Consider the following 22,741-nt stretch of genomic DNA (forward strand, 5'->3'; position numbering starts at 1 on the left):
GGATTGGAGTGCCCGGGCGGCTGACCGGTTCCAGGAATTTCAAGATCGCCAGGACGTGGAGAATTCGGACGGCAGGCGTCCGGTTTCTCCACGTTCCGATGATCTTGGTCGGGGCGGGACGAACGTCAGCCCGCGAGGGACGCCCGGAGGTCGGCGAACAGGTCGGTGCGGGACTCCGAACCGAGGCGCTGACGCATGCCCCGCACGTGGTGCTCGACGGTCTTCGCCGTGATGAACAGGCGGTCGCCGATCTCGCGGTAGGTCAGCCCGTCGAGGAGCAGCTCCGCGACCTCGCGCTCCCGGTCGGAGAGCACGCCGGGCCGGGGGGAGGGGGTCACGACGACGGGCGCGTCCGGCTCCGCGGGGGCGGCCTCGGTGGTGGGCAGCACGGTCGGGCCGGCGAGGATGCCGCGGGCGAGGTTGAGCATGGCGGCGAGGACCCGCTTGTCGCTGGTGCGGACGGCGGCCTCCTTCGCGAGGCGCGCGCCGTCGTAGGCCATGCCCGCGTCGGACAGCGAGCCCGCGACGGCACTGACGTCGTCGGCGTCGACGTCCCCGGCGAGCACCCGCAGCCAGGTGCGGGCGGCCCGGGACAGGACCAGCGCGAGCGACCCGGCGTGGGCCGCGACGTCGGCGGCGCCCTCGGCGAGGTGGGCGGCGTGGCGCTGGGCGGCGGGCGGGTCGTCGGCCGCGACGGCGGCGAGGAAGGCGCACCAGTGCCACGGCGCGGCCCAGAGCACGGGCTCGCCGAGCGCGGTCAGCAGCTCGTCGCCGGCCTGCAGGTGGGGGGCGAGCCAGGCCAGCTGGCCGAGGCGGCCGGCCACGACGGCCAGCTCCCCGATCGGCAGCAGCGACCACAGGTCCACGGCGTGCCGGAGCACCGCCTCGCGCGCCCGGGACCAGACCGCGAGCAGGCCGCGGGTGTCGCCGGCCCGGCGCACGAGCCCGGCCTCCAGGGCGACCGCGACCAGCTCGTCGCGCGCGTGGACCGGCTCGGGACGGGCGTTCGCCGCGTCGAGGCCCGCCCGCGCGGCGAGGAGGTCGCCGCCCGCCATGTCCGCCCACGCCCGCAGCAGCAGGTGGCGGCGACGGTAGGGCGCGCCGCCGAGGTCGGCGGCCAGGGCACGGTCGACGAGGGTGCGGGCGAGGTCGGGCTCCCCGCGGTGCAGCGCCACGAGGGCGCCGAGCGCCGCGGGCGAGTCGTCGTGCAGCACGGGGGTGGCGCGGCATTCGAGCATCGCGGCGGCGCGGGTGAGGTCGGACAGCGCCGACGCCGAGCCCGCGGGCCGCACACTCGCCCGGATCGCCTTCCCGACGAGGCCGTCGGCGCCGGTCCGCAGGGTCGGCGGCGCGGGCCGCGACGGGTCGGCCGGGCAGGTGGGGAGCTCCTGCCCGGTCCCGACCAGCGCGATCGCGGCCGCGGACGACGCGCCGCTCGGGGCCACGGCGGCGACCCAGGCGTGCAGCGCGGCGGCGTCGGCCAGCATCCCGCGGTGGGCGTGCACCCCGGCGAGGACGTGGGCGGCCCGGACGAGGTCGGCCACCGGGGCCTCCGACGCCAGCACCTCGTCGGCGCAGCGGGCGGCCTCGACGAGCTCTCCGGTCAGCGCGGCCTGCTCGGCCAGCGTCACGAGGTCGGCGGTCATGGGTCGCTCGAGCTCGGGGGCGCTCACGTCGCCGTGCCGGAGGGGGTGGTCGTCGGGCCGGGAGCGGTCGACGTGCCGCCCGTGCCCGTGCCACCCGTGCCACCGGCCGTGCCCCCCGTACCCCCGGTCCCGCCGGTGCCCCCCGTGCCGCCGGTGGGCGGCGGGGTCGTCTTCCCGGTGCCCGGCGTGGGGGCCGGAGCTGGGGCGGGAGCGGGAGCGGGAGCAGGCGCCGGGGCAGGAGCCGGGGCGGGTGCGGCGGCGGGCGGCGGCACGACCGCGGGGGCGGCCGCCGGCGGGACGGCGGCCGGGACCACGGGCTTCACGGCCGCCGGAGTGGCGGCGCGGCTCCTGGTCGCGGCGACCGGGGTTGCCGCGCGGCCGGAGTTGTCGGTGGCGCCGCCGGAGCCGAGGGTGCCCGGCGGCAGGGTGCCGGCGGCGTTGGCCGGGGGAGCGGCCGCAGCCGGGGTCGCGGCGTTCGGGGCGGCGGACGCGGCGACGGAGGCGTCACCGCTGGTGTTCCTGACCATCGGCACGGCCACGGCGACCACGCCGCCCGCGACCAGCACCGCCGCGGCACCGGCGCCGATGGCGAGGCGGCGCTTGCGGGTGTCGGGCTTCCCGGGCGGCTGGAGCTGTCCGGTCCAGCCCGCGGGGGCGGCGACCGGGGAGGGCCGCAGAGCGCTCGTCGGCATCGGGGTGCGGCTGGGGAGGCCGTTGCCCAGGGTGTCGGTGACGGGGTCGTCATCGAGGTGCGGGCCGACGCGGACCGGGTTGGTCCGCGGGTCCTCGGCGTGGGCGCGCAGCGCGGCGGCGGGCCCGACGAACTCGGTACGGGGTTCCGCCTCGGCGTGCGCGAGGAGCGCCGCGGCCGGGCCGACCCACTCGGTGCGGGGCTCCACCGCAGGACGCTCGAAGGGCCCCGAGATCGGGGCACGACCCGGCGTCGGGAAGGGGCCGGAGGCGGCGGGGAAGGGGCCGGAGGCGGCGGGGAAGGGGCCGGAGGCGGCGGGGAAGGGGCCCGAGGGCGGGCGGATGACGCCCGAGGCGGCCGCAGCGGCCCAGGTGGCGCCGCGGGCGACGACGGAGGTCGGGTCCGGGTCGATGGAGACCGGGCGGCCGAGCTCGGCGGTGAGCATCCGCGCGACGAGCGGGATGCGGGAGGACCCGCCGACGAGCAGGACGCCGTCGAGGTCGGTGGGGCGGAGGCGGGCGGAGTCGAGCACCTCGCCGAGGACGTCGATCGTCTGGCGCAGGGCCGGGGCGATCATCTCCTCGAACTCGCCGCGGGTGACGCGGACGCGGGTGGTCACGTTCGGCAGGCGGACCTCGACGACGGCCTCGGTGTCGACCGACAGCGCCTCCTTGGCCGCCACGCAGGCGCGGCGCAGGCCCGAGACGGCGCGGACGGTGGCGGGGTCGGCCGGGTCGAGCGAGGCGACGGCGCCGCCGAGCTCGGAGCAGACGTGCCAGAACAGGGCCTCGTCGAAGTCGATGCCGCCGAGGGCCTCGATGCCCTGGCCGCGGCCGAGGACGGTCAGGCCGACCGGTGCGACAGGTGAGGCGGGGACCCCGCGGACGACGGCGGCGTCGAAGGTGCCGCCGCCGAGGTCGTAGACGGCGACGGTGCGCCCGACCGGCAGGCGGCCGGCGGCGGCGTGGGCGGAGGCGGCGGCCTCGGGCTCGGTGAGCAGGACGACGTCGTGCAGGCCGACCTCGGCGAGCGCCTCGGTGAACACGCGGCGGCGGTAGGCGCCCCACCCGGCGGGGTGCGCGACGGCGAGGCGGCGCGGCTCGCGGCCCTGCTGCTCGGCGACGCGGTCGGCGGTCCAGCGGACCATCTCGGCGGCCACGCCGTCGGCGGAGAAGCCCTCGCCGGCGACGACGATCGGGGTGTCGTCGCCCAGGCGGCGCTTGAACTCGCGGACCACACGCTGCGGGGCCCACGGAGCGCGGGCCTCGGCCTCGCCGCCCACCAGGAGGGACCCGTCGTCGTCGACCAGGAGGACGGAGGGGACCTGCGTGCCCTGGCGGTCGAGGGGGACGACGTGCACGTCGGGCGCCGGCTCGAGGTGCACGGCCGCGGCGGTGAAGGTGGTGCCGAGGTCGATGCCGAGGTCGTACGCCAGCGGCATCGCGCTCCGTGCCGTCCCCGCCCGCTGCGGGCCCACCATCGTCACACCCAGCTCCATCTCGCCCCGGCCGCCCGGACGGGGCGGCGTCGTGTCGCTGACTCGTGCGCATCATCGACCCGTTCCGCGTCGTCGTTACACATTCGTAGCTCTATCGAGTGAGGGTGGTCCGTTCGGTGGGTGCAGCTACGTCACTTGCTGTGACCCCGGGGTGCCGACCAGGGGATGGGGCCCCGATCCCCTAGGGGGTCCTCCACGGAACCCGGCGGGAGCCCCGATGGCCGGCGGCCCCCCGACGACGACTGTTCTCACCACGCCGCTCGGGCCGTCCGGCACCGAGCGCTCACCTTCACCGTCTGGGGGCAGACACCATGAGCGAGCACAAGACCCTCCTCGAGTTCCTGATGGACCTCCTCAACAACCACGACGCGCTCGCCGAGTTCCGCGACGACCCGCACGCCGCGCTGCAGGCCGCCGGCCTCGGCAACGTCTGCGTCGACGACATCAAGGAGCTCCTCCCCGTCGTCCTGGAGAAGGTCGACGCGCAGAAGTGCGCGCAGTACGAGGACGACTGCGACGACGACAAGTGCTGGGACTCCGAGCCCAAGCACCACGACGACCACGAGCACCACTGCAAGCCGATCGACTGCGACGACGAGGGCCGCCCGGCGCCGCACTGCTCCGAGATCGACAAGGTCGTCACGCACCTCAACTACGTGACGAACAACTACTCGTACGACTCGCACGACACGATCTACAACACCACCAACGTGACGAAGATCTGGGCCGGCGACGGCTCGGACGTGAACGTCACCAACGAGACCAACAACATCGGCTCGCACGGTGTGCAGGTCCAGGGCGACTCGAACGCCCCGATCGTGACCGGCGACCACAGCTTCGTGGGCGACGGCAACCAGATGTCCGGCGACGGCTCCACCACCGCCTTCGGTGCGGGCAACGCCACCTCGCTCGACCACGTCGGCACCGGCCAGAACGGCGTCATCTCCACCGGCTCCGGCACGGTGAACAACTCGGGCGCCTTCGGCCACGGCAACCAGGTCGCCGGCGCCAACGGCGTGAACACCAACACCGACTCGTCGAACCACGACTCGGGCAACACCACGCTGCACACCGACTCGCACAACACGGACAACTCCGGGTCGCACAACATCACCGACTCGCAGAACCACACGACCGACTCGCACGACACCGACACGTCGCACTCGAACAACACCACGACCGACGAGCAGCACAACGCGCTCGTCGACGCCAGCCACGGGGCGGTGTCCCCGCTCCTGGACGTGGCGCACGTCGGCTTCTGAGCCGACCCGCCCATCGGGTGACGGGCAGCCGGGGACGAGCGGCACGACGGTCGGAGCGGGCCGCGTAACGTTCCCCGGGTGACGACGAGGCCGGGACACGGGAGACCGTGTCCCGGCTTTCGTGCGTGCAGGGGAGGGACATGAAGAAGGACCTGGTCGACCTCGTCAAGGTCGCCCGGCAGGCGGCGACGGCCTACGGCCGGCCCGACCTGGAGAAGCGGCTCTCGACGGTGTCCGCATCGGTCGCGGACGACCGGGCGCGGGTGCTCGTCATGGGCGAGTTCAAGGCGGGCAAGACCGAGCTGGTCAACGCCGTCCTCGGCGGCCGGGCCCTGCCCACGGACGCCCACCGGGCGACGACCGTGCCCACGGTCTGCGTGCAGGGGGCGCAGCGGTCGGTGATGCTGGCCCGTGCCGTGGCGGGCGGCGAGGAGCAGCAGCAGGTCGCGCCCGCCGAGCTCGCCGAGCACGTCACGGAGGCGGGCAACCCCGACAACCGCGCGGGCTGGTCGTACGCCGAGGTGACGCTGCCGGTCGACGCGCTCGACGGCATGCGGCTCGTCGACACCCCCGGTGCGGGCGGGCTCGCGTCCCCGGCGTCGGTCTCGACGATGGCGGAGCTCCCCGGCGCGGACGCGGTGCTGCTGGTCTGCGACGGGGGCCGGGAGCTGACCGCCCCCGAGCTCGCCCTGGTGCGCACGGCGTCGGCGGTGTGCCCGACGGTCGCGGTCGTGCTCACCCGCACCGACCTGCACCCGCACTGGCGGCGCATCGCCGACCTCGACCGGGCCCACCTCGACCACGCCCACGAGTCGTTGCGCCGGGTCCCCGTCCTCCCCACATCGGCCGCCCTGGCTCTGCACGAGGAGGCCTCGCTCCTCGCCGAGTCCGGCCTGCCGGACCTGCGGGAGCTGCTGCGCACCGAGGTGGTCGGCGGCCGGCACGCGCGGCGCACGCGGATGGCGGCCGACGAGGTGCTCGTGGTCTGCGAGCAGCTCTCGGCCCGGTTCCGCGCGGAGCGGGACGCGCTCGCCGACCCCGGCCGGGCGCAGCGCATCAGCGACGAGCTGGAGCGGTCGAAGGCGCGGGTCGTCGCCCTGCGCGACCGTGCCGCCCGCTGGCAGCAGACGCTCAACGACGGCACGCAGGACCTCGTCTCCGACATCGAGTACGACCTGCGCGACCGCCTGCGCACCGTCACCACCGACGCCGAGGCCGCGCTCGACGACACCGATCCCGCGAAGACGTGGGAGCAGTTCGCGCCGTGGCTGCACCAGCAGGTCTCGGCCGCGGTGTCGACGAACGTGGTCTGGGCTGAGGAGCGCACGCGCTGGCTCGCCGAGCGGGTCGCGACCCACTTCGCCGAGGACGGCGCCGGGGTCCTCCCGCCGATGGCCTCGCCGGAGGGTCAGGTGATGGCGGCCGACCCGGTCGGCCTGCTCGCCGCGCCGGACCACGAGAAGTTCGGGCTGTCGCAGTCGTTGATGATCGGGATGCGCGGCTCCTACGGCGGCGTGCTGATGATCGGCATGATGACCACGATCGCCGGGATGGCCCTGCTCAACCCGTTCTCGGTCGGCGCGGGCCTGCTGCTCGGCTCGAAGACGCTGGTCGACGAGCGCAAGCGGGCACTGCGCCGCCGGCAGTCCGAGGCGAAGCAGGCGGTGCGCCGCCACGTCGACGACGTGATCTTCCAGGCGGGCAAGAACTCCCGCGACATGCTCCGGGAGGTCCAGCGCACGCTGCGCGACCACTTCACGACGACGGCCGAGGAGCTCGAGCGCTCCCTCAACGCCACCTCGCAGGCGGCCAAGGCGGTGGAGGCGGACGGGGCGAAGCGCCAGGCCCGGCTCGCCGACGTCGCGGCGGAGCTGGAGCGGCTCGAGGCACTGGAGCAGCGGGCGCGCCGGATCCGGGAGAGCGTCGGGAGCGCCCGGCTGGTCGGCGCGTGAGCGGCGCCGCCGACACCCGCACCCGACTCACCGACCAGGCCCGATCCGTCGTCGGGAACGCGCAGCGGCTCTACGGGAGCGGGCCCGCCGACCCGGTGACCGACTGGGCGCGCGCCGTCCTGCACGACGCACGGTCCCGGCTCGACGAGCCGCTGCGGGTGGCGCTCGCCGGGACCCTGAAGGCGGGCAAGTCCACGCTGCTCAACGCCCTGGTCGGGGAGCGCGTGGCGGCGACCGACGCGGGGGAGTGCACGCGCCTGGTCACCTGGTACCGCGACGCGCCCTCGCCGACGGTGCTGCGCGAGGACCTCGACGGCCGGCGTGGTCCGGTCCCGTTCGCCCAGGACGGCGAGGGGCTGCGGATCGACCTGCGCGGCGTGGACCCGACACGGGTCGGGCGGCTGCTGGTGGACTGGCCGTCGCGCGGGCTCGCGGAGACGACGCTGGTCGACACCCCCGGGCTCGACTCGATCCGCGAGACCAACTCCCGGCGCACCCTCGCGTTCGTCACGCCCGAGGACCGGCCCTCCGGGGCCGACGCCGTCGTCTACCTGATGCGGCACGCGCACCGGAACGACGTCGGGTTCCTCGAGGCCTTCGCCGACCTCGCCCGCGGCGGTGCCGGCGGCCTGGGCGCGGTGGGCGCCTCGGGCACCGTCGTGGTCCTCTCCCGCGCCGACGAGATCGGCGGCGGGGGCCTCGACGCCATCACGACGGCGGGTCGGGTCGCCGAGGCCTACCGCGCGGACCCGGCGCTGCGCCCGCTGTGCCAGACGGTCGTCGCGGTCGACGGGCTGCTCGCCGAGACGGCGCGGACGCTGCGGCAGGCCGAGTTCACCGCCCTGCGGGCGCTCGCCCGGGCCCCGCGCGCCGAGGTCGACGCGCTGCTCCTCTCGGCCGACCGGTTCTGCTCGGCCGAGCCCCCCGCCGTCGTCGCGGAGGCCCTCGCGTCCGACCCGGACGGCGTCCGGCTCGACGCGCCCACCCGGCGCGCGCTCATGGACCGCTTCGGTGTGTACGGCATCCGGACCGCGACCACCGTGCTGCGCCGCGGTGCCCGGACCGGGCGTGGGGTGGTCGACTCGGTGTCGCTGGCCGAGGAGCTGGTGCGCCGGTCCGGGCTCGAGGAGCTGCGCGAGGTGCTCGCGTCGCGGGTGGTCGGGCGGCGCGATGTGCACAAGGCCCGGTCGGCGTTGCTCGCCGTCGAGATGGTGCTGGCCCGGGCGCCGCGACCCGACACCGGGCCGCTCGCCGCCGAGCTCGAACGGGTCCTCACGGGCGCCCACGAGTTCACCGAGCAGCGCCTCCTCGCGGCCCTGCGGCAGGGTCAGGTGACGATGCCGGCCGACACCCAGCCGGAGGCCGAGCGCCTGCTGGGCGGCGACGGTCCCGACCCGCGGGACCGGCTCGGCGGCGCCGACGACGTCCGGGCCGCTGCGCTGGAGGCGCTCGACCGTTGGCGGACGCGGGCGGAGTCGCCACTGACGTCACGGGCGGCGGCCGAGGTCGCCCGGGCCGCTGTGCGGTCGTGCGAGGGCGTGCTGACGTACCTGTAGGGCGACCGCCGTCAGCACCAGCGCGGCGCCCACCAGCACCACCGGCCGGAACTCCTCGCCCAGCACCAGTACGCCCGTGAGGTAGGCGACCACCGGCACCGCGTACGCGTACGTGCCGACCACCGACACCGGCGCGTGCCGCACCAGCCACGTGAACAGCGCGAACCCGGCGAGCGAGTCGACCACCAGGAGCACCGCCACGGCGGCCCACGAGCTCCCGTTCCCGACGCCGGGTGCGGCCGGCTCGACCGCCAGGCCGGCGGTGAGCACGAGGGCGCCGCCCGCCACGAGCTGCACGGCCGTGGCGGCACCGGGCGTGGGGAGGACGACGCTGCGGGAGGCGACGAGGGTGCCGGCGGCCCACAGGACGCTCGTCCCCAGGACCAGCAGGGCCCACGGTGTCCAGGCCGGACCGCCCGACCCCGCCAGGACGATCACCGCGACCCCGGCCAGGCCCAGCACCAGGCACCCCCACTCGCGGCGCCCCGTCGGCTCCCCGACGACGGCGCGCAGGACCACCAGCCACAGCGGGATCGACGCGGCCAGCAGCGCCGAGGTCGAGGCGGGCACGTGCGCCACGGCGAGGGCCGCGAGCCCCTGCGCGCCGAGCAGGCAGCACCCGACGAGCGCCGCCCGGCGCAGCGCCGGCACGGACGTGCGGCGCAGGTCCCGCGCCCGCGCGACCGCCAGGACCACACCCGCCGTCAGGAAGACGGCGCCGGAGGTGGTGAGGGGCGGCAGGGTCCCGACCATCACCCGCATCGCGGGGAACGAGGAACCCCAGCAGAGCCAGAGGATGACGAGGGCGAGCGGGACGCGGGCGGACATGACGACAGGAGAAGTCCGTGACGCGCATGAGTCCAACGACTTCTCCTCCTACCCGGCATGATGGGGACTCATGGACGTCGCGCTGGCCCAGCTGGACGCCGTGCTCGCGCTGGCCGAGCACGGCAGCTTTACCCGTGCGGCCGCGGCACTGGGGCGGACGCAGTCGGCCGTGAGCCGGTCGGTCGCCACCCTGGAGCGGCGGCTGGGGGCGCCGGTCGCGCACCGGGGACCGGTCGTGACGCTGACCGCGACCGGGCGGGAGGTCGCCGAGCACGCGCGCGCCGTCCGGGGCCACCTCGACGCGGTGGCGGGGCTGGCGCAGCGCGGGACGCAGGCCGACCTGCGGGTGGGCGCGGTGCACTCGGCCACCGTGCGGCTGGTGCCGGCGGTGGTGCGGCGGGTGCCGAGCCGGGTGTGGGTGGTGCAGGGCGACGACGACGAGCTCGCGGCGTGGTTCGCGGCCGGGACCGTCGACCTCGCGGTCTCGACGTGGGGCCCCGAGCACTTCGACGGCGCGGCGGCCCACCTGGTGCGGGAGGACGCGTTCCTCGCGGTGCTCCCGGCGCGGCACCCGCTGGTGGGGCGCGGCCCGGTCGGGCTCCGGGCGCTCGTGGAGGCGGGCGTGGCCGACCCGGGTGGGACGTGCGGGCCGCAACTGGCGGACGGCTACGTCGCGCACGGCGAGTCGTGGGTGCCGGCGCACGTCGTGCGCGACGTCGGGACCGTGCTGGCGATGGCGGCCGCGGGGATCACGGTGGGCGTGCTCCCGGCCCTGGCGCTGCCCGACCCGTTGCCCACGGGGGTCGTGGTCCTGCCGCTCGACCCGCCGTTGGGCCGGACCGTGCACGTCCACGTCCGGTCGGTCCCGGGCGCGGCGGACCTGGCGGAACTGCTGACGTCGGCGTAGTCGCGGCGCGGACCGCCGCGTCGGTCTACGGTTCCGGATCATGATCGTCCTGGATCTCGGCGGTGTCCTCGTGCGTTCCGACGAGGTGATGGCGGCCGTCGCGGAGCGGCTCGGCGTGTCCCGGTCGGCGCTCGAGGCGGTCTACTACGGACCGGCGCGGGAGGCGTTCGACCTGGGCGGGTCGGACCTGGCGTACTGGACCGCAGTGGGGGAGCGGCTCGGCGTCACCGTGAGCGCCGCCGACGCCGCGGAACTCACCACGATCGACGCGCGGAAGTGGGCCGACCTGCCGTCGGAGTCCGCGGCGTTCCTGGCGGCGCTGGACGGGGAGCGGACCGCGGTGCTGTCGAACGCGCCGGCGCACCTGGCCGAGACCGTGCGCGGCGCCGAGTGGTCGCAGGGGTTCGAGACGTTGCTGTTCTCGGCCGAGGTCGCGCTCGTGAAGCCCGACCCGGCGATCTACGCCGCGGCCGACCGGGCCTACGGCACGACGCCGGAGGAGTGCGTGTTCTTCGACGACCGGCCCCGCAACGTCGAGGCCGCCCGCGCCCACGGCTGGGCGGCGCACGTGTGGGAGGGCCCGGACGCCGCGCTGGAGGTCCTGCGCGCGCGGCGGTGAGCGGGTCGCCGTACCTGCCCAGGCGTCTACGGTGCGGGGTCGTGCGCCGCCCCGAGGACCTCGACACCGTCCGGGACTCCTACGACCGCGTCGCCGACGCCTACGTCGAGATGGTCGAGACGACGGGCCTGGGTGACATCCGGACCCACCCCTGGATGCAGGCGTCGATCGACGCGTTCGCCTCGGCGGTCGCCGGTCGGGGACCCGTGCTCGACGTCGGGTGCGGGCCCGGTCTGGTCACGGCGTACCTGGCCGATCGAGGTCTCGACGTCACCGGGGTGGACCTCTCGCCGCGCATGATCGAGCACGCCCGCCGCCGCCACCCCGCGTGCACCTTCCGGGTCGCGTCCGCGACCGAGCTCGATCTCGCCGAGGCGTCGTACGGCGGCATCCTCGGCTGGTGGTCGCTGTTCAACCTGCCGCGCGACGTGCTGCCCGAGGTCCTGGCGTCGTTCGCCCGGGCGCTCGTGCCGGGCGGGCAGCTGATCGTCGCGACGCACGTCGGTGACGAGGACCTGCAGCGGACAGAGGCCTACGGCGGGGTCCCGGTCCGGTGGACCACCCACCAGTGGCGACCCGAGCAGCTCACGACCCTGCTCGAGGCGGCCGGGCTGCACGTCGTGGCCGACCTCCGGCTGCCCGCCGAGCCCCCGATCGGACCGACGACCGTGCTGTGCGCGCGGCGCCGCTGAACACCTTCGGGTGAGGCCGTTCCCTCCCGCGGCCCGAAGCGGCACGGTGAGCAGGGTCGACGGTGACGGAAGGGGCGGCCGATGACGACGGCGATGGAGGGCGGCGGGCACTACAACGCCCACGCGTCGGCGCAGGCCGCGTCGGCCACGTTCGCCCTGGACCTGGTGCGGGACGCAGCGCGCACGGCGCCGGTCGGGCCCGACGGGACGGTCACCGTCGTCGACTACGGCGCCTCGGAGGGCCGGAACTCGCTGGCGCCCGTGGGTGCCGTCGTCGAGACCCTCCGGCAGGTCCACGGCGAGGGCCTGCCGGTCCGCGTGTTCCACACCGACCTGCCGGACAACGACTTCAGCTCGCTCTTCCACATCCTCGCCGAGGACCCGGCGAGTTACCTGCGACCCGGGATCCACCCGGCGGCGATCGGCCGGTCGTTCTACGAGCAGCTGCTCCCGGCGGGCTCGGTGGGTCTGGGGTGGAGCTCGATCGCGGTGCACTGGCTGCGCGAGGTCCCGGGGCCGCTGCACGGGTTCTGGCCGACGGTCGCGACCGGGGGGCAGGCCGCGGCGTGGACGCGCGCCGCGGCGGCGGACTGGTCGGCGTTCCTGACGGCGAGGGCGGCCGAGCTGCTGCCCGGGGCGCGGCTCGTGGTCGTCGTCGGTGGCGCGCACGGTGACGGCCCCACACGGCGGTCGGGCGCGGAGCCGGTCATGGCCGAGGTCGCCCGTGGTCTGGCGGCCCTCGTCGAGGCCGGGGTGCTCTCCGCCGCGGAGCGGGACGCGATGGTGATCCCCGCGTGGTACCGCACGGAGGCGGAGTGGCGGGCCCCGTTCTCCGACGGCCTCGGCCTCGAGCTCGAGCGGTTCGAGCACGTGGACCTGGGCGACCCGCTGTGGCAGCAGAGCGGCGGCGCCGGCTACGCGCAGGCCGTCGCCGCGGCGATTCGGGTGTCCTTCGGCCCGTCGCTGCTGCACGCCCTGGAGCCGCAGCGGCGGGAGACCGTGGCCGCGGCCCTGTTCGACGACCACCTCGCGCGGGCGATCGCGGCCGCCCCGCCCGGGCCGTGGTTCGACTGGCGGGTGGCCGTGATGTGCGCTGCGCGCACGTGAGCACTAAGTGGGGCTATAGCCCCTCTTAGTGCTCACGAGTGCGGAGCACACCAGGTCGAGCAGCCGCCCCACCCGGGCCCGGTCGTCGGCGTCCTGCATCGTCACGAACGTGCCGACCAGCAGGGTCACGACGTCGTCGGCCTCGATGCCCGGGCGCAGGGAGCCATCGGCCGCACCCGCCGTCAGGAAGGTCCCGACCGCCGCGTCGACCGACTCCCGCGTCCGCGGCGAGGCCAGGGAGCCGTCGGCGACCATCGCGCGGAAGGTGTCGGCCATCCCGCGCTTGGTGAGGACGAACTCGGCGTAGCGGTCCAGCCAGGCGCGCAGTGCGGTCGCGGCGTGCGGGCCCGGGTCGACGTCGCGGCACAGCGACTCGAGCTCCGTGCGGTAGACGGCCTCGACGAGCGCCTCGCGACTCGGGAAGTGCCGGTAGAGCGTGCCGATCCCGACCCCGGCGTCGCGCGCGATCTTCTCCAGCGTCGGGTCGCCGCTGCGATCCCCCGTCGCTCCGCTCGCCCCGGCCAGGAAGGCGGCCGCGGCCGCCTCGAGCAGCCGGGCGCGGTTGCGGGCGGCATCGGCGCGGGGCATATCCGGAGGTACCTCCGTTTCAGTGGTAGCGTCGTCCTCGGAACCGGAGGCTACTCCGGATCGGTCACGACGAGGGGTGGAGCCATGCGTCCCGGAGGTACCGCGAGGCTGGGGGAGCACGAGGTCGCCCGCGTCGGGTACGGCGCGATGCAGTTGCGGGAGGAGGGGCCCGACGACGGGCCGGTCGCCGTCCTGCGCCGCGCCCGCGAGCTGGGGGTGGACCACGTCGACACCGCCGAGTTCTACGGCGACGGCGTGGTGAACCGCCGCATCCGTGCGGCACTCGCGCCGTACGACGACGTCGTCGTGGTCACGAAGGTCGGAGCCGAACCGGCGACGGGCGAGATCCCGCTGCGTCTCGCCCAGCGCCCGGATCAGCTCCGCGCCCAGGTCGAGGCGAACCTGCGCTCGCTCGGCGCGGAGCGGCTCGACGTCGTGAACCTCCGGCGGGCCGACGCGGCGCCCGGGCTCGTGGCCGAGGGCGAGCAGGTGGTGGACCTCGACGACCAGCTCGCCGTCATGACCGCCCTGCGCGACGAGGGAAAGATCGGCGCGGTCGGGCTCTCGCACGTGTCGGCGGACCAGCTGCGACACGCGCTCCCGGTCGGCGTCGTGTGCGTGCAGAACGCCTACTCGCTGGTCGACCGCAGCTCGGAGGCCGTGCTCGACCTCTGCCGCGAGCACGGCATCGCCTGGATGCCCTACTTCCCGCTCGGCGGGGGGTGGCCGGGGCAGACGCAGGTGACCTCGCTGCCGGCGGTGCGGTCCGTGGCGGAGCGGACCGGCGCGACGCCGTCGCAGGTCGGGCTCGCCTGGGTGCTCACGCGCTCGCCGGAGGCGATGGTGATCCCGGGGACGCGGTCGGTCGAGCACCTCGAGGAGAACGTCGCGGCGGGGTCGGTGTCGCTCACGGCGGAGGACCTCGCGACACTCGACGCGTGACCCGGTTCGTCCTCGTCCACGGTTCCGGCGGCGGCGCGGCGTACTGGTCGCAGGTGCTCCCGCTCCTGCCCGACGCGGTGGCGGTCGAGCTGCCACCCGAGGCCACGACCTGGGAGGAGTGCCTCGACGCGGTCCGCACCGACGAGCCGGCGGTCCTCGTCGGGCAGTCGATGGGCGCCTTCGTCGTCGCTCTCGCGGCCGCCCGCTTCCCGACGGCGGGTGCGGTGCTGCTGGCGCCGATGGTCCCGGCGCCGGGGGAGACGGCCGGGTCGTGGTGGGAGCGGACCGGGCACGCGGCGGCCGCGGCCGAGGCGGCGCTCCGGCAGGGACTCGACCCGGCCGCCGTCGTGCCGGGGCCGGGGTTCGACGTGGACGTGACGTTCCTGCACGACGTGCCGCCCGAGGTCCTCGTCGAGCCGCCCGACCCGTCGTGGCCCGCGGCCGCGCTGTTCGACGCGCCGTACCCGCTCGAGGCGTGGCCCGACGTCCCCACCCGCGTGCTCGCCGCTCGGGACGACCGGCTCTTCCCGCTGCCGTTCGTGGCGCGGCTCGCGCGGGAACGGGCCGGCGTCGAGGCAGAGGTGCTGCCGGGCGGGCACCTGGTCGCGCTGTCGCACCCGGCCGCGGTCGCCACGGCCCTGCGCGCGTGACACGGTGGAAACATGGCGGACGACATCGAGCGGGCGCGGGAGCTGATCGCCGGCGCGCAGCGGGTGACCGTGCTGACCGGGGCCGGGATCTCGACCGACTCCGGCATCCCGGACTTCCGCGGCCCGCAGGGCGTGTGGACGAAGAACCCCGCGGCCGAGCTGATCTGGAACTACGACAACTACCGCGCCGACCCCGAGGTCCGGCGCGAGGCGTGGCGCGACCGGGTCGACCACCCCATGTTCACGGCCGTCCCCGGGCCCGCGCACGAGGCGCTCGTGGCGCTGGAGCGCTCGGGCAAGCTGCTCGCGCTGCTGACGCAGAACATCGACGGGCTGCACCAGAAGGCCGGGTCGTCGGCGTCGCTGGTCGCGGAGCTGCACGGGTCGAACCACGGGACGGTGTGCCTGACCTGCGGGGCGGTCGCGCCGATGGCGGACGCGCTGGAGCGGGTCCGCGCCGGCGACGACGACCCGACGTGCGAGCGCTGCGGCGGCGTCCTCAAGGCGACGACGATCATGTTCGGCGAGATGCTCGACGTCGACGTGCTCACCCGGGCCCGCGACGCCGCGCTCGCCTGCGACCGCTTCCTCGCGATCGGCACGTCCCTCGGCGTGCACCCGGCGGCCGGCCTGGTCGGCGTCGCCGCCCAGGTCGGGGCCGAGGTGATCATCGTGAACGCCGAGCCGACGCCGTACGACGACGTCGCCTCGGTGGTGCTCCGCGGCGGCATCTCCGAGGTGCTTCCCGAGGTGCTTCGCTTGTGAGCACTTTCCGTGGCTCCAGCCACGGAAAGTGCTCACGGGCCGAAGGCACCTTGCGTTCGAGCGCACTCGAAGTCCTACGGTCGTGTGGTGCCAGGATCCATACTCGGAACCGCCGTCCGCCGCGTCGAGGACCCGGAGCTGATCCGCGGTCGCGCCACCTACGTCGACAACATCGTCCCGCCCGGCGCGCTGCACGTCGTGTTCGTCCGCTCGCCGCTCGCGCACGCGCGGCTCGAGGACGTGGCGGTCGACAAGGCGCGTGAGGCGCCCGGCGTCGTCGCGGTCCTGACGGCGGACGACCTCGTCGACCTGCCCGACCACCGGCCCTTCATGGTCCTCAACGACGCCTGCGCCCGCCCGCTGCTCGCCCGCGGCAAGGTCCGCTTCGTCGGCGACATGGTGGCCGCGGTGGTCGCGACGACGAAGGCCGAGGCCGTCGACGCCGCCGAGCTGGTCGAGGTGGACTACGACCCGCTCGAGGCCGTCGTCGACCCCGAGGCCGCCCTCGCCGCCGGTGCGCCGCTGCAGTTCGAGGAGCTCGGTTCCAACCTCGCGGCCGGGATGCGCGACCCCGACGACGTCGACCCGCTCGCCGACGCCGAGGTCGTCGTCCGCGCGCGCATCGTCAACCAGCGCCTCGCCGTCGCGCCGATGGAGGGCAACTCCGTCACGGCCGAGCCCGGCGACGGCACCTACGACACGACCATCCACGTCTCGACCCAGATGCCGCACGGGCTGCGCAACCAGGTCGCGACGCAGTGGGGCTGGGAGCCCGAGCGGGTGCGCGTCGTCGCCCCGCACGTCGGCGGCGGCTTCGGCGGCAAGGCCGGTCTCGCGCCGGAGCACGCGGTCGTCATCGAGCTCGCCCGGCGCCTCGGACGCCCCGTGACCTGGACCGAGACCCGCAGCGAGAACCTCACCGCGATGCCCCACGGCCGCGGCCAGGTGCAGTACGCCGAGCTGGGGCTGCGTCGCGACGGCACGATCGTCGGCCTGCGCGCCCGGGTGGTCGGCGACGCCGGCGCCTACGCCGGGTTCGGCGGCGCCCTCGCGCTCGGCCCGACCCGCAACATGGCCCAGGGCGTCTACCGCATCCCGACGATCTCCTACGGCGCCGCGGTCGCGCTCACCACGACGACGCCGATGGGCGCCTTCCGCGGCGCGGGTCGCCCGGAGGCCGCGGCGATGCTCGAGCGGATGGTCGACATGGCGGCCGCCGAGCTCGACCTCGACCCGGCCGAGCTCCGCCGCCGGAACTTCCTCGCCCCCGACCAGTTCCCCTACACGACCGTCACCGGCTCGCTCTACGACTCCGGCGACTACGTCAAGCCGCTCGACGAGGCGTTGCGCCTCGCCGGGTACGAGGAGCTCCGGGCCGAGCAGACCCGTCGTCGGGACCGGGGCGACCGCGTGGTGCTCGGGATCGGCCTCGCGGTCTACGTCGAGGTCACCGCCGGCGGCGCCGCGCAGGAGTACGGCAAGGTCTCGGTCGACGACGACGGCGGGGCGACGATCGCCGTCGGCACCTCCGGGCACGGGCAGGGCCGCGCGACGTCGTTCGCCATGATCGTGTCCGACCGACTCGGCATCCCGATGGACCGGATCCGCTTCGTGCAGTCCGACACCGCGGTCGTCCCGCACGGCGGCGGCACCGGTGGGTCGCGGTCGCTGCAGCTCGCCGGGTCCAGCGTGCTCGTCGCCGCCGACACCGTGCTGTCCCGCGCCCGCGAGGTGGTCGCGTCGGTCTTCGAGGCCGCGCCGGAGGACATCGCGGTTCTCGACGACGGGTCGGTCGGGGTCGCGGGGGTCCCCGGGCGGTCGCTGGGCTGGGCCGAGGTCGCCGCGGCCGCACACGAGCAGGGCGTGTCGCTCGCCGAGGCGCGCGACGAGTCGCAGCCCGGCGCGACCTACCCGTTCGGCGCGCACGTCAGCGTCGTCGAGGTCGACCTCGACACGGGGCGGGTCACGCCGGTCCGGCACATCGCGGTCGACGACTGCGGGCGCGTGCTGAACCCGACGCTCGTCGCCGGCCAGCAGCACGGCGGGCTGGTCCAGGGCATCTCCCAGGCACTGTGGGAGGGCTTCTCCTACGACGCCGACGGCAACCCCGTGACCGGCTCCTTCGCCGCCTACCTGCTGCCGACCGCCGCGGAGCTGCCGACGTTCGAGGCCGCGTCGACCGAGACGCCGACCCCGTACAACCCGCTCGGGGCGAAGGGGATCGGCGAAGCGGCGACGATCGGGTCGACCCCGGCGGTGCAGAACGCCGTCGTCGACGCGCTCGCCCACCTCGGTGTGCGCCACGTCGACATGCCGCTCACCCCGGACCGGGTGTGGCACACCATCCGCGACGCCGAGGCCGGCACGCTCGCCGACCCCTGGTCCGAGCCGCCGGCCGTCTTCGCGACGCTGCCGGTCCGCGGCGGCGCCTCGGGCGACCCGGAGGCGGCGTCGGTCGACGTCTGAGGACGACCTGGACCGAACGGCCCCCGACGACGGGGCCGTTCGGTCAGGCTGCCGGGTACGGACGAGCCCGGGCACCTCGCCCGTTACCACGCGTGGCGCGAGGCGGGCGACGAACTCGCGGGGTTCGTCCTCGACGATCTGGTGCCGGTGGTGAACCGCCTGCGCCTGCTCACGGCCGCACGGCTGGACCTGACGGTGCACGAACTGGCCTGCCTCGACCTGCTCCGGCGGCAGGGCCCCCTCACGACGGATCTGCTCGCCGACCGCACCGGGCTCACCCGCAGCGGCCTGTCCCGGATGCTTCGTCGCCTGGAGCGGGAGGGACACGTCGTCCGCATGGACGACGACCACCACGCGCAGCGGGTCGTCGTCGCCCTCGTGCCGCATCAGGAACGCGACGACGCCGCGGAGCAGTTGCGCTTCGTGGTGCGGGCGGCGATGGCGAGCGCGGCGTCGGAGGCGGGCCTGCACCGCCGACGTGAGCTCGCCGGGGCCGCGGCGATCATGCGCATCCTGAGCGCGTGCCTGTTCCGGGCGGCCCAGGACTCCGGTGTCCGGCTGACGCCGCGCCGCCGTCACCGGCAACGCCAGAAGGTACCGCCCGTGATCGACTGACGACCGTGCGTGACCCAGGTCCCGGCGACGTGCCGCAGAACCGGTGCCGCTGGCACCGGTTTCGCGGGGTGGGTCGCGGAGGGCCGGGAGTTCCGGCCGCGTGCCGCAGGACCGGTGCGGGCGGCACCGGTTTCGAGGGGTGGGTTCCGGAGGATCGGACTCTCGGGGGCGTTGCCGCAGAACCGGTGCTGACGGCACCGGTTCTCGGGCGTGCTCGGCAGGGGCGGGTGACGGTGGTGGCGGCGCCGATTACGGAGCGGTGCCGACCAGCACCTTCAGTTCGCTGAACAGCTCCGCCCGGCTCTCCGAGCCCAGACGACGGCGGATGCGGGCGACGTGGTGCTCGACGGTCTTCGTCGAGAGGAAGAGCCGGCCCGCGATCTCGCGGTAGGTGAGGCCCTCGAGGACGAGCTCGGCGATGTCGCGTTCGCGGTCGGTGAGGGATGTCGACGTGGCCTCGCGGCGGGCGCGGGTGACCGCGGCGGCCCGGGAGGCCCCGGCGTCGGGGACGGGCTCGGCGGCGGGAGCGGTGGGCACGCGCCCGGCCTGGAGGGCGCGGGCGCAGGCGAGGAGGGCCGCGGAGTCGGCGCGGTCGGTGGTGCGGATGGCGGCCTCGCCGGCGAGGCGGGCGCCGTCCCAGCCGAGGCCGACCGCGCGGAGGGCGGTCGCGGTCGCGGTCACCGCGTCCGCGTCGACCTCCCCGGCCAGCACCGCGAGCCACACGCGGGCGGCGCGGGCCGGGGCGACGGCGCGGTCGTTGGCCTGCGCGGCGTCCTCGAGGGCGGCCGCGTGGGCGCGGGCGGTGACGTGGTCGTCGGCGGTGATCGCGGCGTGCAGCCGCGCCCAGTGCCAGGCGGTCGACCAGGACGGCGGGTCACCGAGGCCGGCGAGGAGTGCGGTCGCCTCGGCGAGATGCGGGTGCACCCAGCGGCTCTCGCCGAGGCGGGCGGCGGCGATCGCGAGCTCGCCGACCGGCAGCAGGCAGTACAGGTCGACCGGGTGGCGGAGCAGGGCCTGCCGGGCCCGGGACCAGAGGTCGAGCAGGCGGCGGGTGTCCCCGGCGCGGCGGGCGAGGGCGACCTCGCAGGCCACGGTGACGAGCGCGTCGCGCGGCTCGGGGGCGCCCGGGAGGTCGTCGGCGACGGCCAGCGCGGCGCGGGCCGCGGCCTCGTCGTCGCGCAGCATCGCCGACCACGCGCGCAGCAGGACGTGGCGGCGGCGCAGCGCGGGGCCGCCGAGGTCGGCGTCGACGGCGAGGTCGAGCAGCGGTTCGGCGAGCTCGGGTTCGCCGCGGTGCAGGGCGAGCAGGGCGCCGAGGGCGGCGGGGGAGTCGGCGGCGGGCGCCTGCTCCCCGGTGGCGGCGAGCGCGGTCGTCGCGCGGACCAGCAGCGAGAGGGAGGTCCCCGCCGTGCCGTCGCGCCCGTCGACCGAGGCGAGCAGTCCCTCGGCCGTCAGCGCGTCGGCGCCGTCGCGCAGCCCGGGCAGGACGTCGGCCGCCGGGGCGAGCGCGCCGCGCGCCTCGGCGAGTGCGCCCGTGCCGAGCAGGGCGACCACCGCGTCGGGCGTCCCCGCCCCCTGCCGGGCGAGCCATCGGTGCACCTCGGCGGCCCGGGCGAGCAGCCCGCGCTGGGGCAGCACCGCGGCGAGGACCCGCGCGCCGAGCAGGCGGTCCGGCCCGTCCTGGGTGCGTAGCGCGACGTCGGCCAGGCGCAGCGCCGTGTCGGAGTCCCCGGCGAGGGCCGCGCGCGCCGCGGCGGCACCGTCGGAGGCGTCCTCCGGGCCGGTCACGAGGCCGTCCCGGTGGTCGGGGTGACGGTCGGGGCGGGACCGGCGGCGACCGGGGTGTCGGCGGTGGTCGGGGCGACGGCCGGGGCCTGGGCGACCGGGCTCGTGCCGTCGGACGCGGGGGAGGTCGGCGCCACGGGTACCGGGGCGGACGGGGCCGGTGCCGCCGGGACGGCGGCGGGTGCCACCGCCTGCGGGGCGGCGACCGGCGCCGGGCCCCCGGCGGCCGGTGCGGCGGGTCGGAGCTGTGTGGTCGGGGTCCGGGAGGAGCGGGTCGCCGTCGCCGGACGACGCGTGGTGCTCCCGGCCGCGGACGACGTCGGCTCCGTGCCGGTCGCGGCGGCCGGTGGCGCCGCGGCGGACGACCCGGCCGCGGGCGAGGACGGCTCGGCGGACGGCGCCTCGAGCGGCGGGACCGCCGGGGCGGCGGCCGGGGTGGGCGCGCTCGAGGTCGGGGTGGAGGTGGTCGTCGCCGTGCGCGTAGCGGTGAGGCCGGGGATCGGCACCATGACGGCGACTGCGGCGAGCACGAGCAGGGCGAGCGCCACCACGATCCAGACGCGGTAACGGCGCAGGGGACCCTGCGGGGCGCGCTCGCCGACCGGGGCGGCCGCCGTGGCGACGGGCGGGCGGGGCACGTCGTCGCCGACGGTGCGGGGCCGCTCCAGCAGGGCGGTCGACCCAGAGCGGGCGGGCTCCCGGACGTCGTCGGCCCGCTCGTCCGGCGTCGGATCCACGGCACGACGACGGGCGGCGGACGCGCCGAGCGCGGCGCCGGCGGTGATGGCCGCCCCGACGGCACTGTGCCGGTTCGCGGGCGCCGGGAACGCCGCAGACGCTGCGGGCGCTGCGGGCGCCGTGGACGCCGTGGACGCCGCGGGCACCGAGGGAGTGGTCGCCGAGGGAGTGGTCGCCCGGCGCTCGGCCTCGACCCGGCGCCGTTCCCGCACGTCCGCGGCCGCGGCGGCGAACTCGCCCCGACCCGGCGTCGGGAAGGAGCCGGAGGCCGAGCCGGTCAGGGCCTCCTGACGACGGGCGGCCGCGTGGCCGGCCGCGGCGAGGGCCGCACCCTCGGCGACGACCGTGACCGGATCGAGCTCGGGGTGCACCGGGCGGCCGAGCTCCTCCGCGAGCAGGCGCGCGACCAGCGGGATGCGGGACGAGCCGCCGACGAGCACGACCTGGTCGGGCGTGACCCCGGCGGCCTCGAGGGTGCCGGCGAAGGTGTCGACGGTGGCCGCGACGAGCGGCGTGATCCGGGTTTCGAGGTCGGCGCGCGTGATGCGGACGGTCGTGTCGAGGGGACCGACCGTCACCCGCACCGACGCCTCGGTCTCCGCCGACAGCCGTTCCTTGGCGCGGCGGGCCGACCGCTGCAGCGCCGCCAGGGCGTGGCGGGAGGCGTTGTCGTCGAGGGCCGCGATCGCGGTGTCGAACGGCTCGCCGAGCTCCTCGCGGACGAGGGCGAGCACGGCGCCGTCCACGTCGGTGCCGCCCGCGCGGACCGGGGCGCCGGAGTCGGCGAGCACCTCGGTGGTGGTCGTCCCCGGGCCGGCCGTGCCGCCGTCGGTGCCGGCGGCGACGACACCGCGGGCGCCACGACGGACGACGGCGGCGCGGAAGCGGCGACCGCCGAGGTCGTACACGGCGGCGACCCGGCCGGCGCGCAGGCCGCCGAAGGTCGACGCGGCAAGCACGGCCGCCCGGGACTCCGCGACGAGCACGGCGTGCCCGAGCCCGACCCGGACGAGCGCCCGGCGCAGCGTGCGCTCGCGGTGGGTGCCCCACCCGGCGGGACGGGTGACCGCGAGCGAGCGCGCCGCGCCGCCCTCGAGGGACGCGACCCGCCGCACGGCGGCGAGCACGATCTCGGCGGCCACGTCGTCCGCGCGCCAGGGCTCGTCGCCCACGATCAGGGGGACGTCGTCGCCGAGGCGCGCCGAGACGTCGCGGACGGCCCGGTCGGGTTCGAGGGCGGCCCGTCGCTCCGCCTCGGTGCCCGTGCGCACCACCCCGTCACTGCCGCGGTGGGCGGTCGCGGGCATGATCGGCGACCCGTCGGCGCCGAGGCCGACGGCCGCCGTGCGGGCCTCGCCGTCACGCAGGACCGCCGCGACCACGGTCGTGCTGCCCAGGTCGACCCCGAGGTCGTAACCCACCGTATTCCCCCAT

18 protein-coding genes are annotated in these 22,741 nt (G+C 76.4%); 12 read left to right on the top strand and 6 right to left on the bottom strand.

Annotated elements, in window-relative coordinates; genetic code table 11:
- Positions 1-125 precede the first annotated feature (125 nt).
- Positions 126-1,673, bottom strand: a complete 1,548-nt coding sequence (locus tag A3CO_RS39955; RefSeq protein ID WP_018331866.1) for a LuxR C-terminal-related transcriptional regulator — start codon at positions 1,671-1,673, stop codon at positions 126-128.
- A complete protein-coding gene (locus tag A3CO_RS39960; protein WP_281167685.1) occupies positions 1,670-3,817 on the bottom strand; it encodes an Hsp70 family protein in 2,148 nt (715 codons plus the stop codon). Before A3CO_RS39960 ends, A3CO_RS39955 begins: the two co-directional genes overlap by 4 nt.
- 329 nt (positions 3,818-4,146) lie before the next feature.
- On the opposite strand from A3CO_RS39960, the gene A3CO_RS0108750 reads away from it, so the two are divergent.
- The 3 genes from A3CO_RS0108750 to A3CO_RS31010 all read left to right on the top strand — a co-directional run bounded on the left by A3CO_RS0108750 (position 4,147) and on the right by A3CO_RS31010 (position 8,605).
- Positions 4,147-5,097: an IniB N-terminal domain-containing protein gene (locus tag A3CO_RS0108750; RefSeq protein ID WP_026204410.1), complete on the top strand. Its 951-nt coding sequence runs from the start codon at positions 4,147-4,149 to the stop codon at positions 5,095-5,097.
- Positions 5,098-5,237: 140 nt separating this feature from the next.
- Positions 5,238-7,049, top strand: coding sequence for a dynamin family protein (locus A3CO_RS0108755; RefSeq protein WP_018331868.1), 1,812 nt, complete (start codon positions 5,238-5,240; stop codon positions 7,047-7,049).
- The gene (locus A3CO_RS31010; RefSeq protein WP_018331869.1) at positions 7,046-8,605 is read left to right on the top strand and encodes a dynamin family protein; all 1,560 of its coding nucleotides are present in this window, start codon (positions 7,046-7,048) and stop codon (positions 8,603-8,605) included. Before A3CO_RS0108755 ends, A3CO_RS31010 begins: the two co-directional genes overlap by 4 nt.
- Here the strand turns inward: A3CO_RS31010 and A3CO_RS0108765 are convergent.
- On the bottom strand, positions 8,537-9,433 hold the full coding sequence (locus tag A3CO_RS0108765) for an EamA family transporter (protein WP_018331870.1): 897 nt from the start codon (positions 9,431-9,433) through the stop codon (positions 8,537-8,539). The two genes, A3CO_RS31010 and A3CO_RS0108765, sit on opposite strands and share 69 nt — an antisense overlap.
- A gap of 70 nt (positions 9,434-9,503) precedes the next feature.
- Between A3CO_RS0108765 and A3CO_RS0108770 the strand changes: the two genes are divergently transcribed.
- From A3CO_RS0108770 to A3CO_RS31015, 4 genes are all read left to right on the top strand, one after another.
- Entirely contained in the window at positions 9,504-10,340 is an 837-nt protein-coding gene (locus A3CO_RS0108770) for a LysR family transcriptional regulator (RefSeq protein ID WP_018331871.1), read from the top strand.
- Between the two features lie 40 nt (positions 10,341-10,380).
- Positions 10,381-10,959, top strand: a complete 579-nt coding sequence (locus A3CO_RS0108775) for an HAD-IA family hydrolase (RefSeq protein ID WP_018331872.1) — start codon at positions 10,381-10,383, stop codon at positions 10,957-10,959.
- Between the two features lie 41 nt (positions 10,960-11,000).
- On the top strand, positions 11,001-11,651 hold the full coding sequence (locus tag A3CO_RS0108780) for a class I SAM-dependent DNA methyltransferase (protein ID WP_018331873.1): 651 nt from the start codon (positions 11,001-11,003) through the stop codon (positions 11,649-11,651).
- 81 nt (positions 11,652-11,732) lie between these two features.
- Positions 11,733-12,758 carry a class I SAM-dependent methyltransferase gene (locus A3CO_RS31015; RefSeq protein WP_018331874.1) on the top strand — a complete coding sequence of 342 codons (1,026 nt, stop codon included), beginning with the start codon at positions 11,733-11,735 and terminating at the stop codon, positions 12,756-12,758.
- A 3-nt stretch (positions 12,759-12,761) separates the two neighbouring features.
- On the opposite strand, the gene A3CO_RS0108790 is transcribed toward A3CO_RS31015, so the two are convergent.
- Positions 12,762-13,346, bottom strand: a complete 585-nt coding sequence (locus A3CO_RS0108790) for a TetR/AcrR family transcriptional regulator (protein ID WP_018331875.1) — start codon at positions 13,344-13,346, stop codon at positions 12,762-12,764.
- Between the two features lie 84 nt (positions 13,347-13,430).
- Here A3CO_RS0108790 and A3CO_RS0108795 point away from each other — a divergent pair, with 84 nt between their 5' ends.
- The 5 genes from A3CO_RS0108795 to A3CO_RS35535 all read left to right on the top strand — a co-directional run bounded on the left by A3CO_RS0108795 (position 13,431) and on the right by A3CO_RS35535 (position 18,784).
- On the top strand, positions 13,431-14,288 hold the full coding sequence (locus A3CO_RS0108795; protein WP_018331876.1) for an aldo/keto reductase: 858 nt from the start codon (positions 13,431-13,433) through the stop codon (positions 14,286-14,288).
- Positions 14,285-14,938, top strand: coding sequence for an alpha/beta fold hydrolase (locus A3CO_RS0108800; RefSeq protein ID WP_018331877.1), 654 nt, complete (start codon positions 14,285-14,287; stop codon positions 14,936-14,938). The genes A3CO_RS0108795 and A3CO_RS0108800 overlap by 4 nt, the downstream gene beginning before the upstream one ends.
- 12 nt (positions 14,939-14,950) lie before the next feature.
- Positions 14,951-15,703, top strand: coding sequence for an SIR2 family NAD-dependent protein deacylase (locus tag A3CO_RS0108805; RefSeq protein WP_018331878.1), 753 nt, complete (start codon positions 14,951-14,953; stop codon positions 15,701-15,703).
- An 87-nt stretch (positions 15,704-15,790) separates the two neighbouring features.
- Positions 15,791-18,169 carry a xanthine dehydrogenase family protein molybdopterin-binding subunit gene (locus tag A3CO_RS0108810; RefSeq protein WP_026204414.1) on the top strand — a complete coding sequence of 793 codons (2,379 nt, stop codon included), beginning with the start codon at positions 15,791-15,793 and terminating at the stop codon, positions 18,167-18,169.
- Between the two features lie 150 nt (positions 18,170-18,319).
- Positions 18,320-18,784, top strand: coding sequence for a MarR family winged helix-turn-helix transcriptional regulator (locus tag A3CO_RS35535; RefSeq protein ID WP_157647252.1), 465 nt, complete (start codon positions 18,320-18,322; stop codon positions 18,782-18,784).
- A 249-nt stretch (positions 18,785-19,033) separates the two neighbouring features.
- Here A3CO_RS35535 and A3CO_RS31025 read toward each other — a convergent pair whose 3' ends face one another.
- Entirely contained in the window at positions 19,034-20,572 is a 1,539-nt protein-coding gene (locus A3CO_RS31025) for a helix-turn-helix domain-containing protein (RefSeq protein WP_018331881.1), read from the bottom strand.
- On the bottom strand, positions 20,569-22,728 hold the full coding sequence (locus tag A3CO_RS0108825) for an Hsp70 family protein (protein WP_018331882.1): 2,160 nt from the start codon (positions 22,726-22,728) through the stop codon (positions 20,569-20,571). The genes A3CO_RS31025 and A3CO_RS0108825 overlap by 4 nt, the downstream gene beginning before the upstream one ends.
- Positions 22,729-22,741 lie beyond the last annotated feature (13 nt).

Origin of the sequence: Actinomycetospora chiangmaiensis DSM 45062 (assembly GCF_000379625.1) — a bacterium.
In the GTDB taxonomy this organism is placed as follows: Bacteria; Actinomycetota; Actinomycetes; order Mycobacteriales; family Pseudonocardiaceae; genus Actinomycetospora; species Actinomycetospora chiangmaiensis.